This is a genomic window from Solwaraspora sp. WMMD1047 (genome assembly GCF_029626155.1).
In the GTDB taxonomy this organism is placed as follows: Bacteria; Actinomycetota; Actinomycetes; order Mycobacteriales; family Micromonosporaceae; genus WMMD1047.
In genome coordinates, this window is the sequence record NZ_JARUBL010000001.1 from 5,659,481 (window position 1) to 5,672,371 (window position 12,891).

The window sequence follows — 12,891 nt, forward strand, 5'->3', positions numbered from 1 at the left end:
CGGGCCGGCCGGTGCCGGCGCCGGTCAGAAGCCCAGCTTGCGGAGCTGTTTCGGGTCCCGCTGCCAGTCCTTGGCGACCCGGACGTGCAGGTCGAGGTGGACCCGGGTGCCGAGCAGCTCCTCGATCTGCCGCCGGGCCCGGATGCCGACGTCCTTGAGCCGGCTGGCCCGGGCCCCGATCACGATCGCCTTCTGGCTGGAGCGTTCCACGTAGACGTCGGCGTAGATCTTCATGAGCCGGCCCTCCCGGATCATCTCCTCGACCACCACCGCGATCGAGTGCGGCAGTTCGTCGCGGACCCCCTCCAGGGCCGCCTCCCGGATCAGCTCGGCGACCAGCACCTGTTCCGGCTCGTCGGTGAGCATGTCGTCGGGGTAGAGCTGCGGCGAGGGGGGCAGATAGCCGGTGAGCACGTCGACCAGAGTGTCGACCTGGTGTCCGGAGACCGCGCTGACCGGCACGACCGCGGCGAAGTCGGCCAGCTCGCCGACGGCCAGCAGCTGCTCGGCGAGCTTGCCGCGGTCGACCAGGTCGGTCTTGGTCACCACCGCGACCACATCGGCCTTCAGCTCGGCGAGTTCGCCGGTGATGAACCGGTCGCCGCGCCCGATCGGCTCGTCGGCCGGGATGCAGAGCCCGATCACGTCGACCTCGCTCCAGGTCTGCCGGACCAGGTCGTTGAGGCGCTCACCCAGCAGGGTGCGCGGCCGGTGCAGGCCGGGGGTGTCGACGAGGACGAGCTGCGCGTCGGCCCGGTGCAGCACGGCCCGGATCACGTGCCGGGTGGTCTGCGGCTTGCTGGAGGTGATGGCGATCTTCTGCCCGACGATCGCGTTGGTGAGCGTGGACTTGCCGGCGTTGGGGCGCCCGACGAAGCAGCCGAAGCCGGCCCGGTACCCGGTCATTCCCGCACCGTGCCGAGCACGGTGCCGTCCGGCGCGGCGAGGTGGATCGGCGCCTCCGCCGACAGGTCCCGCACGGCGGCGCGGCCAGCGCCGTCGAGCGTCGACGCCTCGGTCACCACGGCGGCGCCCTCCAGCTTGCTGGCTCCCGCGGCGGCGGCGGCGGCGACCGCGAGCTGCAGCGCGGTGACCGTCAACGACGGCAGCGACACGCTGGCCCCGGCGTAGGTGCGGCCGTCCTGGTCGCGTACCGCCGCCCCTTCGACGGCGCCCACCCGGGCGCGCGCCGACCGGGCCAGCAGGACCAGCTTGGCGTCCTCCTGGCTGAGCTGCGGGGTGGACGGATCAGACATCGGCGGGTTGCCTCTCCTCGCTCTGGTTGTTCTCCCGGCCCGAGCCGGCCGGGGTGTCGGGCTGGTCGGCTACCGGCACCCGGCGGACCAGGACCGAGTCGATGTGGTTGCGCCGGCCGGTGGTGCCCTCGGCGATCATCCGCAGCCCGCCCACCTCGGCCTGGGCGCCGGGAATCGGCACCCGGCCGAGCGCCTGGGCGAGCAGGCCGCCGACGGTCTCGACCTCGTCGGCCGGGAGCTGGACGTCGAAGAGTTCGCCGAGGTCCTCGACCGGCAGCCGGGCGGTGACCCGGACGCCACCGTCGTCGAGCCGCTCGACCGGCGGGCGTTCGACGTCGTACTCGTCGGTGATCTCGCCGACGATCTCCTCCAGGATGTCCTCGATGGTGACCAGCCCGCCGGTGCCGCCGTACTCGTCGACGACGATCACCATGTGGGTCCGGGCCGCCTGCATCTCGGAGAGCAGGTCGTCCACCGGCTTGGACTCCGGCACGAAGGTGGCGTCCCGCATGATCTCGGCGACCGACAGCGCGTCGGCGGCCGGGCCGCCGCCCTGGGTACGCCGGATCAGGTCCTTGAGGTAGAGCACGCCGAGCACGTCGTCCACGCTCTCCCCGATCACCGGAATCCGGGAGAAGCCGGAGCGCAGGAAGAGCATCAGCGCCTGCGGCGCCTTCTTGTGCGACTCGATCCACACCATCTCGGTCCGCGGCACCATCACCTCGCGGACGATCGTGTCGCCGAGCGCGAAGACGGAGTGGATCATCTGCCGCTCGCCGTGCTCCACCACGCCGCGCTGCTCGGCCAGGTCGACGAGTTCGCGCAGTTCGACGGTGCCGTCGGAGCCGTGCCGGGAGTTGGAGGCGACGATGGTGGCGAACGGCCCCTCCCGGAACCCGCGGCCCGGGGTGACCGCGTTGCCGATCAGGATCAGCAGCGAGGCCAGCGGGTTGAGTGCCCGCCCCAGCCAGCGGACCAACGGCGCGGTGATCCGCCCGACCGAGTACGCGTGCTGCCGGCCGATGGTGCGCGGCGCCACGCCGACCACGACGAAGCTGACCACCGTCATGGCACCGGCCGTGACCAGTGCGGCCGTCCAGCCGGCGCCGAAGGTGTCGACCGCGACCAGCGCCACCAGGACGGTCGCGGTCAGTTCGCAGAGCAGGCGCAACAGCAGCAGCAGGTTGATGTGCCGGACCGCCTCGGCGGCCACCAGTTGCAGGGTGGCGGCACCGCGTACCCCGTCCCGGGCGAGTTCGGCGGCGCGGGCCGGCGAGACGGCACCGAGCGCGGAGTCGGTCATCGCGAAGATGCCGGCGAGCACCACCAGGCCGGCGGCGAAGAAGAGCAGTTGCAGGTCGGGCAGGCCGGCGGCGGCCGCCGCCGCGAGTGGTGACGGCCCGGCCGCCAGGTACGCCGGCATCAGCCGGCCCGCGCTGTCCGCCAGCTCGACAGCAGCCGGGCCTGGAGCGCGAACATCTCCCGCTCCTCCTCGGGCTCCGCGTGGTCGTAGCCGAGCAGGTGCAGCACCCCGTGCACGGTGAGCAGGTGCAGCTCGTCGGCGGCCGAGTGACCGGCCGCGGCGGCCTGTTTGGCGGCCACCTCGGGGCAGAGCACGATGTCGCCGAGCAGCGCCGGTTCGGCCCCGCTGACCTCGCCGGGTCCGTGGTCGACGCTGCCCTCGTCCATCGGGAAGGCGAGCACGTCGGTGGGGCCGTCGCCGCCCATCCACCGGTGGTTCAGCTCGGTCATGTAGTCGATGTCGACAAGCAGGACCGACAGCTCGGCGAGCGGGTTGACCCCCATCTCGTCCAGCGCGTGGCGGGCCACGGCCAGCACCGCGTCGGTGTCGACGTCGGTGCCGGACTCGTTGGCGATCTCGATGGACAACTGCTTCCCCTGCTGAAGTGAGGTCCCCTGACGGGGTGAGGTCGGTGGCTAGCGGCGCCGGCCGGCGCGGCCGCCGTGCGCGGAACGTCCGGGTACGGCGTGCACGCTCTGCGCCTGGGACTCCCGCTCGGCGTCCCAGCGGGCGTACGCGTCGACGATGTCGCCGACCAGCCGGTGGCGCACCACGTCGGCGCTGCCGAGCTGGGCGAAGTGCACGTCCTGGAGCCCTTCCAGGATGTCCCGGACGACCCGCAGCCCGCTGGTCGTGCCGCCGGGCAGGTCGACCTGGGTGACGTCACCGGTCACGACGATCTTGGAGCCGAAGCCGAGTCGGGTGAGGAACATCTTCATCTGTTCGGGCGTGGTGTTCTGCGCCTCGTCGAGGATGATGAACGCGTCGTTGAGGGTCCGGCCCCGCATGTAGGCCAGCGGCGCCACCTCGATGGTGCCGGCCTGCATCAGGCGCGGGATCGACTCCGGGTCCAGCATGTCGTGCAGGGCGTCGTAGAGCGGCCGCAGGTAGGGGTCGATCTTCTCGTAGAGCGTGCCGGGCAGGAAGCCCAGCCGCTCCCCGGCCTCGACCGCCGGCCGGGTCAGGATGATCCGGTTGACCTGCTTGGCCTGCAGCGCCTGCACGGCCTTCGCCATCGCCAGGTAGGTCTTGCCGGTGCCGGCGGGGCCGATGCCGAAGACGACGGTGTGCCCGTCGATGGCGTCGACGTAGCGCTTCTGGCCCAGCGTCTTGGGGCGGATGGTCCGCCCGCGCCGGGACAGGATGTTGAGGGTCAGCACCTCGGCGGGGCGCTCGGTGGAGCCCTGTTCGAGCATGCCGACGGTGCGCCGGACGGCGTCGGTGGTGAGCGTCTCGCCCTTGGCGATCAGCTCCAGCAGCTCGGCGAAGAGCCGTTCGGCGAGGGCGTTGTCGGCGGGTGCGCCGGTCACGGTGATCTCGTTGCCCCGGACGTGCACGTCACTGTTGATCGAGCGTTCGACGAGGCGCAGGATCTCGTCGCCCGCGCCGAGCAGGTTAACCATGATCTTCGAGTCAGGAACCGTGATCCTGGTCTGCACCCGGGCCTGGCCGGGAGGTGGAGTGCCGGTCATAGGTCGGGCCCGGCGGGCCCTGCGCCACCTGCTCTCGATCTCGGTGTCCCGCCCTCGCGGCGGTGACGTGCGGAGGTGCTCCCATCGTATCGGGTCAACGCGGCCGACACCCGGCCCATTTCCGCCAGTTGGGTGGTGGTCGCGGCGAGCCGGCGGTTCGTCACCGCCGGGCCGGAGTGTCCGGTCCGTCGGCGGCCCGGAAGTCGAACCCGTCGAAGGTCTCCTGCCGGCGGGTGAACCGGTAGGTCGCCCAGTGCATCCGGACCACCGTCCCGGTGCCGTCGCGGGTCAGCCGCAGCAGCTCGCCCGTCTCCCGGCCGGCCACCGTGCGCAGGGTGTCCGGGTCGCCGGGCAGCGGTTCGAAGACCGCCGGCGGCTTGCCCGGTGGATCGTCGGCACCCCTGGCCTGCAGCGCGCCGTCGTGCCAGGAGAAGACGTACTCGAAACCCTCGCCCCACCAGCGGCCGAGCATCCCCCGGTAGCGGTCGGGGGCCGGCGGGCCGGGTCGCCAGACTGCGATCTCGGCCGGATCCTCGGCGGCGGCGGTGGCGAGCAGGTCGTGCACCAGGTCCAGCAACGCGCCGGCCGTGCCGGCGGAGCCGAGCACCGCGCAGCCCATCGCGGCCGGCGTACCGGCGCCGCCCCGCCGGCCGTAGACGCCGGCCAGGAAGCCCGGCATGGCGCCGTCGTGGCCGACGTGCAGCACCCGGTCGGCCGCGCCCGGCCCGGCGGCGTGGTCGGCGCCGCGTTGCGGCAGCAGGAGCAGGCCGAGCCCGAAGCCGGCCGCCCAGACCGTCTCGTCGGTGACGGTCAGTGGCCAGCGCATCTCGTCGAGGGTGGCCGGCGCCAGCACCGCGCCGGCCGGGTCGACCGTCGCCGGGTCGGCGAGGAACGCCGCCCAACGGGCCATCTCCGGCGCGGTGCTCCACAGCTGCGCGGCCGGCGCCACGGCGGCGAGGTCGAGGTTCGGTTCCGGTCGGGCGTGGTCGGAGTAGGCGTCGACCAGGTAGCCGGTCGCCGCCGCCGGACCGGGTGTCGTGCTGGTGGCGGTGAGCCCGAGCGGGTCCAGGATCTTCTCGGCGAGCACCTCCGCCCAGCTTCCGCCGCGCAGCCGGGCCACCGCCTGGCCGAGCAGCGCCATCCCAAGGTTGGAGTAGTGGTAGCGCCGGGCCGCCGGCAGTACCCGCTCGGCCCGGGCCAGCTCCGCGACGAGCCGGTCCAACTCCGGGGTACGCAGGGTGTCCCAGACGTCGCCGTACGGCTCCCGCTGCAGGCCGGCGGTGTGCGACAGCAACCGGCGTACGGTCAGCTCGCCGTGCGCCGGCAGGTCGAGGTGTCGGCCGATCGGGTCGTCCAGGTCGAGCAGCCCGTCGTCGCGGCACTGCAGCACGAGTACGGCGGTGAAGGTCTTGGTGACCGAGCCGATCCGGAACGCGGTGTCCGGCCCGAGCGGCGCCGGCCCCCCGGTACCGCCGACCGCGCAGGTCCACAGCGGCCGGTCCGCCCGGTGCAGGGCCGCCGACACGGCCGGCACCCGGGCCTGCGACTGCACCCGCCGCACCAGCCGGGCGTACCGCTGTGTCGGCCCAGCCGGCCGGGAAGCGGTCGGCCCGGCGGTAGCCGGCCGGGAAGCCGTGGGCCCGGCGGGCGACGGCCCGGGGGCGGGTGGGGCCGCTGGCATCAGCCGGCGACCATCGGTCCCAGCGGGGCGCCGCCGAGCACGTGGGCGTGCGCGTGGAAGACCTCCTGGCCGCCGTACTCCCCGGTGTTGAAGATCAGCCGGAAGCCGTCCACCAGTAGCCCCTCGGTCTCGGCCACCACGGCGGCCGTGGCCAGCACCGCGCCGGCCAGGCCGGGGTCGTCCTGGGCCAGCGTCGCCACGTCGGCGTAGTGCGCCTTCGGGATCACCAGGATGTGCACCGGGGCCTTCGGCCCGATGTCCCGGAAGGCCAGGGTGGTGTCGGTCTCGCGGACGACGGTGGCGGGGATCTCGCCGGCGGCGATCCGGCAGAACAGGCAGTCGGTGGTCATCCCCGGCATGGTAGTGGGACCTGCGGCGACCCGCTCGGACCTCGATCGCGGCCGGCTGCGCCTCGATCATGAACCTGGCAGTATCGGGACGGAACCCGATCAATGTACGTCCACCCTGGACGGAACGAAGGGAGACCCCGGCATGACGACGGTCGACACGGCGCGGGACGCGGCGGCCAGCGAGGCGGCGATCGAGGCGGCGGTGCGTGCCCTGGACCTGCCGACCAAGGTGCGGCTGCTGACCGGCCAGGACTGGTGGACCCTGCCGGCGATCCCGCAGATCGGGCTCGGCTCGCTGGTGATGTCCGACGGCCCGATCGGCGTACGCGGCACCGGGTGGGCGCCCGACGACCCGTCCGTGGCGCTGCCCAGCCCGACCGCGCTCGCCGCCACCTGGGACCCCGACCTGGCCCGCACCGCCGGCCGGCTGCTCGGCCAGGAGTGCCGGCGCAAGGGCGTACACGTGCTGCTCGCCCCCACCGTCAACCTGCACCGCAGCCCGCTCGGCGGCCGGCACTTCGAGTGCTACTCCGAGGACCCGCTGCTCACCGGGGAGATCGGCGTCGGCTACGTGACCGGCGTGCAGGAGCAGGGCGTCGGCACCACCGTCAAGCACTTCGTCGCCAACGACTCCGAGACCGACCGGATGACCGTCGACGTGCGGGTCTCCGAACGGGCGCTGCGGGAGCTGTACCTCGCCCCGTTCGAGCGGATCGTCCGTGCCGGCGCGTGGGGGGTGATGGCCGCCTACAACGGGGTCAACGGCTCGACCATGACCGAGCACCGGGCCCTGCAGCGTGACCTGCTCAAGACCGGGTGGGGCTTCGACGGGATGATCGTGTCGGACTGGACGGCGGCCCGGTCCACCGAGGCGACCGCCACCGGCGGGCTGGACGTGGTGATGCCGGCCCTCGGCGACCCGTGGGGCGCCGCGCTGGTCGCGGCCGTGCGCGCCGGCACGGTCGACGAGGCCGAGATCGACGACAAGGTACGCCGGGTGCTGCGGCTGGCCGCCCGGGTCGGGATCCTCGACGGCGTACCCCCGGCGGTGGCGCCGGACGACCGGCCGGCGCCGCTGGACGGCGCCGCCGTGGCCCGCGAGGTCGCGGTCCGCTCCTTCGTGCTGGCCCGCAACAACCTCGCGGCCGGAAGGTCCGACCAGGCCGCCGCCGGCAGTGCCGCCGGCGCCGCCGGTAGTGACGCCGGGGGCGGCAGCGACGGCGGACTGCTGCCGCTGGACGCCGGCTCGCTGCGGCGGGTGGCGGTGCTCGGCGCACTCGCCACCGACGCGCGGATCCAGGGCGGCGGCAGCGCCCAGGTCTTCCCGCCGCACGTCATCTCCCCGCTGGCCGGCATCACCGCGGCGCTGCCTCAGGCCGAGGTCAGTTACGCGATCGGCGCCGACCCCCGGCCCAAGGTGCCGGCCGCCACCGGCCTGCAGTGGACGCCGATCACCGCCGTGCTGCGCGCCGCCGGCGGGCGGGAGCTGTACCGGGCCGAACTGGACCGGGCCACCGTGCGCTGGATGGGCACCCCGCCGGCCGGCGTCGACCCCGCCGAGGTGGACACCATCGAGCTGGCCGCGACCTGTACGCCGATGACCAGCGGCGAACACGTGTTGACGATCAACGGATTCGGGATGTTCACCCTCCGGGTGGCCGGTGCCGACATCTTCGAAGGGCTGATCATCGACGAGGACGCCGACCGGGCCACCGTCTTCCTCTCCCCCCTCGAACGCCGGTTCCCGGTGCCGATGACCGCCGGCGAACCGGTCGAGGTGCGGCTCACCCAGAAGGTGCCGGAGGGGATGGCCGGCTTCGTCTCGTTCACCCTCGGGCACGCCGCCCCCACCGGTACGCCCGACGAGCTGCTCGCCGAGGCGGTGGCGTTGGCCGCCGACGCGGAGGTGGCGGTGGTCGTCGTCGGCACCACCGAGGAGGTCGAGTCGGAGGGCTTCGACCGCGCCAGCCTCGCCCTGCCCGGCCGGCAGGACGAGCTGGTCAGCCGGGTCGCGGCGGCCAACCCGCGGACCGTCGTGGTGGTGAACTCGGGCTCACCGGTGCTGATGCCGTGGGCCGACGAGGTGGCCGCGATCCTGCTCACCTGGTTCCCCGGCCAGCAGGCCGGCGCCGCCCTCGCGGACGTGCTGCTCGGGGTGGCCGAGCCGGGCGGCCGGCTCCCCACCACCTGGCCGCGCGCCGCCGACGACTGCCCGGCGCTGGCGGTCACCCCCACCGACGGCGTACTCGACTACCGGGAGGGCGTCTTCGTCGGCTACCGGGGCTGGCGGGCCGAGCCGCTCTTCCCGTTCGGCCACGGCCGGGGCTACACCGACTGGGAATACACCTCGCTGCGGGTCGACCAGACCACCGACGAGCCGGCCGCGGTGGTCGGGCTGCGCAACACCGGCGCGCGACCGGGCCGCGAGGTGGTCCAGGTGTACGTCGGCCCGGTCGAGCCGGACCCGGAGCGGCCGGAGCGCTGGCTGGCCGGGTTCGCGACGGTGACCGCGGCGCCGGGCGAGGAGGTCACCGCCCGGGTGCCGCTGCCGCACCGGGCCACCCGGACCTGGGTCGATGGTGACTGGCGGGACGCGCCGACCGACTACCGGGTGGAGGCCGCCCACAGTCTGGCCGACCGGCGCCTCGCGGTCACCGCTCGACTCGGCTGACCCAGACCCGCAGCCCCAGCTCGTCGTCGCCGTTGGTGGCGTCGACGGCCGGCAGTTCGCCCTCGCCGATCTCGATGGCGAGCACCGCCTCGGCGATCTCCGCACTCCCCTCGCGGAGCGCCTCGGCGGTCTCGCCGTCGGCCTGCCAGCCGAGCCGGATCCGGTCGGTGATCTGCAGGCCGGCCTGCTTGCGGGCGTCCTGGACCAGCCGGATCGCCTCCCGGACCAGGCCGGCGCGGCGCAGCTGCGGGGTGATCGTGGTGTCCAGCGCGACGGTCAGGTCGCGCTGGCTGGTGACCGCCCAACCGGTCCGGGGGGTCCGGTTGACGATCACGTCGTCCGGGCCGACCTCGATCGGTTCGCCGTCGAGCTCCAGCGGGTAGCTGCCGCCGCCGTGCAGCGCGTCGGCGACGGCGGCCGGGTCGGCTGCGCTCACCGCCTTGGCGACCTGCTGGGTCCGGGAGCCGAACCGCCGGCCGATGCCCCGGAAGTTGGGCTTGACCGTCACGTCGATGACGGTGTCGGCCGCGTCCAGCGGGGCGATCTCGCGGATGTTCAGCTCGTCGCGCAGATAGCCGAGCAGCTCGTCGGCGGGCAGCCGGCCCCCCGGCACCGCCACCAGGGCGCGGGCCAGCGGCTGGCGGACCCGCAGCCCGCTGGCCTTGCGGCCGGCCCGGCCGGCCTCCACCAGGGCGCGCACGGTGGCCATCCCGGCCCGCAGCTCCTCGTCGACGAGCGACGGGTCGGCGACCGGCCAGCTCGCCAGGTGCACCGACTCGGGCGCGTCCGGGGTGGCGGGCCGGACCAGCACCTGCCAGGCGTGCTCGGTGACGAACGGGGTGAACGGCGCCAGCAGCCGGGTCAGCACCTCGAGCGTCTCGTAGAGGGTGGCCAGCGCGGCCGGGTCGCCGGCCCAGAACCGCTGCCGGGACAGCCGCACGTACCAGTTGGAGAGGTCGTCGACGAACTGGCTGATCGCCCGGCCGGCGGTGGCGGTGTCGAAGTCCTCCATCGCCGCGTCGACCACCGACACCAGCCGGTGCAGTTCGGCGGTGAGCCACCGGTCCAGCGGGGAGCGTTCGACGGTCGTGGCCGGGTCGGGGGCCCAGCCGCCGGCCTCGGCGTACAGGGTGAAGAAGGAGACGGTGTTCCAGTAGGTCAGCAGCACCCGGCGGACGATCTCGTCGATCGGGCCGTCGCCGATCCGCCGGGCCGACCACGGCGAGCCAGCGCAGAGCATGAACCAGCGCAGAGCGTCGGCGCCGTGCTTGTCCATCAGCGGGATCGGCTCCAGGACGTTGCCGAGATGCTTGCTCATCTTGCGGCCGTCCTCGGCGATGATGTGCCCGAGGCAGAGCACGTTCTCGTACGAGGAACGGTCGAAGACCAGGGTGCCGATCGCCATCAGGGTGTAGAACCAGCCCCGGGTCTGGTCGATCGCCTCGCAGATGAACTGCGCCGGGTACGCCTGCCCGAACTCCTCCCGGCTGCCCTCGGCGTGCGGGTAGCCGAGCTGCGCGAACGGCATCGCGCCGGAGTCGAACCAGGCGTCGATGACCTCGGGCACCCGCACGGCGGCGGAGCCGCAGTCGGGGCAGTCGAAGCCGATCTCGTCGATGTAGGGGCGGTGCGGGTCCAGTCCGGACAGGTCGGTGCCGGTCAGCCGGCTCAGCTCGGCCCGGGACTCCACACAGGTCAGGTGCCCCTGTTCGCAGCGCCACAGCGGCAGCGGGGTGCCCCAGTACCGGTTGCGGGACAGCGCCCAGTCGATGTTGTTCTCCAGCCAGTCGCCGAACCGGCCGTGCTTGATGGTCTCCGGGTACCAGGTGGTGTTCTCGTTCTCGCGCAGCAGCGCGTCCCGGATCCGGGTGGTGCGGATGTACCAGGAGAGCTGGGCGTAGTACATCAGCGGGGTGTGGCAGCGCCAGCAGTGCGGATAGCTGTGCTCGTAGCGCTGGGCCCGGAACAGCAGCCCGCGCCGCTCCAGCTCGGCGACCAGCACCTCGTCGGCGTCCTTGAAGAACATCCCACCGACCAGCGGTACGCCGGCCGCGAAGTGCCCGTCCGGGCCGACCGGGTTGACCACCGGCAGCCCGTACTGCCGGCAGACCCGCAGGTCGTCGGCGCCGAACGCGGGCGCCTGGTGGACCAGGCCGGTGCCGTCCTCGGTGGTGACGTACTCGGCGAGCACCACCAGGTGGGCGTCGGGGATCTCCACGAAGTCGAACGGGCGGGTGTAGCGCAGCCCGTCCAGGGTGCGGCCGGGCACCCGGGCCAGGATCTCGGCGTCCTCGCCGAGCACCGCCGGGACGAGTCGTTCGGCGACCACGAAGGTGCCGGCGGCGCTGCGGGCCACCGCGTAGTCGACGTCGGGGTGCACCGCCACCGCGGTGTTGGAGACCAGCGTCCACGGGGTGGTGGTCCAGATCAGCAGCTCCACGCCGCCGATGCCGGCGACCTCGCCGAGCACCGGCATCCGGACGTAGACCGACGGGTCGGTGACCGTCTCGTAGCCCTGGGCCACCTCGTGGTCCGACAGCGTGGTGCCGCAGCGGGGGCAGTAGGGCGCGACCCGGTAGTCCTCGGCCAGCAGTCCCTTGCTGTAGATCTGCTTGAGCGCCCACCAGACACTCTCGACGTACTGCGGGGACATGGTCCAGTACGGCTCGGACATGTCCACCCAATAACCGAGCCGAGCCGTCATCGCCTCGAACTCGGCCACGTAGCGCTGCACCGACTGCCGGCAGCGGTCGTTGAACTCGGCGATGCCGACCCGCTCGATGTCCTGCTTGCCGGAGAGGCCGAGTTCGCGTTCGACGGCGATCTCGACCGGCAGGCCGTGGCAGTCCCAGCCGCCCCGGCGCGGCACGTGGTAGCCCTTCATGGTGCGGAACCGGGGGAAGACGTCCTTGAAGGCGCGGGCCTCGACGTGGTGCACGCCGGGCTTGCCGTTGGCGGTCGGCGGGCCCTCGTAGAAGACCCAGCGCGGGCCGCCGCTGGTCTGGGCCAGGCTGCGCCGGAAGATCTCCTTCTTCTGCCAGAAGGTGAGAATGTCGTGGTCCATCGCCGGCAGGTCGATCCGAGCCGGTACGGCACTGAACGGCGACGACCCTGACACTGGCTGCTCCTCATCCGCGAACACGGGCAGATCTTTCCCACAAATAGTAGTTGTCGCGGAAGTCGTTTAACTCGGCAGGCCGAGCACGGCTCCCGCGCAGTCGACCAGGGTCTGGCGCAGCACCGCGGGTTCCACGTCGGGCAGGACCGACGCGGAGGAGAGGGCGGCGCCGAGCACCTCGGACGCGGCGATCGCCCGGATCCGGTCCACGTCGGTCGGGTCCGGCCCGGCGATCCAGGCGTGCAGGCGGGTGCTGAGCCCGATGGTCTCCTGCCAGATCGGCTCGATCGCGGCGAGCACCGCCGGGGTGTCGCGCATGAACATGGCGCAGGCGGCCCGGTGCCGCAGCACGATGTCGAGAAACTGGCCGAGCGCGGCGCGGACCGAGTCGGGGTTGTGCGGCCGCGCCTCGATCAGCTCCACGGCCCGGCGCAGGTCGTCGACGAGCGGGTGCACGAGGGCCAGCAGCAGCGCCTGCTTGGACGGGTAGTGGTAGTACAGCGACGCCTTGGTGATCCCGACCCGGTCGGCGACCTCCCGGAGGCTGGTCTGTTCGAACCCGCGGGCGGTGAAGAGCTCCACCGCGACGGCCCTGATCCGGGCCTTGGTGTCCTCGGCCACCACCGTGTTTCCGCACCTCCTCAAGGGGGTCGCAATCCTAACCGGCAACTCAGTCGTAACGCACACTCAGCGGGATCTCAGCCCCGGGTACGCATCATGACCCGTGAGTGGGCGCGGTCACAGCGGATCGGTCCCGGTCGGAAATCGCCTTGCCGTACGCTCAGAGTCTATCTACCGTGCGGCAGGTAGGCATCTACCTG

At 73.1% G+C, this 12,891-nt stretch carries 10 protein-coding genes; 1 reads left to right on the forward strand and 9 read right to left on the reverse strand.

Translation table 11 applies throughout. The features are described from left to right. Positions 1-24: 24 nt before the first annotated feature. The 7 genes from era to O7627_RS25850 all read right to left on the reverse strand — a co-directional run bounded on the left by era (position 25) and on the right by O7627_RS25850 (position 6,281). Entirely contained in the window at positions 25-906 is an 882-nt protein-coding gene (gene era / locus O7627_RS25820; RefSeq protein WP_278096065.1) for a GTPase Era, read from the reverse strand. Next, positions 903-1,256, reverse strand: coding sequence for a cytidine deaminase (locus O7627_RS25825; protein WP_278096066.1), 354 nt, complete (start codon positions 1,254-1,256; stop codon positions 903-905). Before O7627_RS25825 ends, era begins: the two co-directional genes overlap by 4 nt. After that, positions 1,249-2,679, reverse strand: coding sequence for a hemolysin family protein (locus tag O7627_RS25830; RefSeq protein WP_278096067.1), 1,431 nt, complete (start codon positions 2,677-2,679; stop codon positions 1,249-1,251). Before O7627_RS25830 ends, O7627_RS25825 begins: the two co-directional genes overlap by 8 nt. Next, positions 2,679-3,146, reverse strand: a complete 468-nt coding sequence (gene ybeY, locus O7627_RS25835; RefSeq protein WP_278096068.1) for an rRNA maturation RNase YbeY — start codon at positions 3,144-3,146, stop codon at positions 2,679-2,681. Before ybeY ends, O7627_RS25830 begins: the two co-directional genes overlap by 1 nt. Before the next feature lie 48 nt (positions 3,147-3,194). Next, on the reverse strand, positions 3,195-4,250 hold the full coding sequence (locus O7627_RS25840; protein WP_278096069.1) for a PhoH family protein: 1,056 nt from the start codon (positions 4,248-4,250) through the stop codon (positions 3,195-3,197). Between the two features lie 160 nt (positions 4,251-4,410). After that, a complete protein-coding gene (locus O7627_RS25845; protein WP_278096070.1) occupies positions 4,411-5,811 on the reverse strand; it encodes a serine hydrolase domain-containing protein in 1,401 nt (466 codons plus the stop codon). Between the two features lie 119 nt (positions 5,812-5,930). Then, positions 5,931-6,281, reverse strand: coding sequence for a histidine triad nucleotide-binding protein (locus O7627_RS25850; RefSeq protein ID WP_278096071.1), 351 nt, complete (start codon positions 6,279-6,281; stop codon positions 5,931-5,933). 142 nt (positions 6,282-6,423) lie between these two features. Between O7627_RS25850 and O7627_RS25855 the strand changes: the two genes are divergently transcribed. After that, complete coding sequence (locus tag O7627_RS25855) at positions 6,424-8,952, forward strand: glycoside hydrolase family 3 C-terminal domain-containing protein (protein ID WP_278096072.1); 2,529 nt, start codon at positions 6,424-6,426, stop codon at positions 8,950-8,952. On the opposite strand, the gene ileS is transcribed toward O7627_RS25855, so the two are convergent. Both ileS and O7627_RS25865 read right to left on the reverse strand, forming a co-directional pair. Then, complete coding sequence (gene ileS, locus O7627_RS25860; protein WP_278096073.1) at positions 8,933-12,070, reverse strand: isoleucine--tRNA ligase; 3,138 nt, start codon at positions 12,068-12,070, stop codon at positions 8,933-8,935. The genes O7627_RS25855 and ileS overlap by 20 nt on opposite strands. A 66-nt stretch (positions 12,071-12,136) precedes the next feature. Then, positions 12,137-12,694, reverse strand: a complete 558-nt coding sequence (locus O7627_RS25865) for a TetR/AcrR family transcriptional regulator (protein ID WP_278096074.1) — start codon at positions 12,692-12,694, stop codon at positions 12,137-12,139. Between the last annotated feature and the right edge of the window lie 197 nt (positions 12,695-12,891).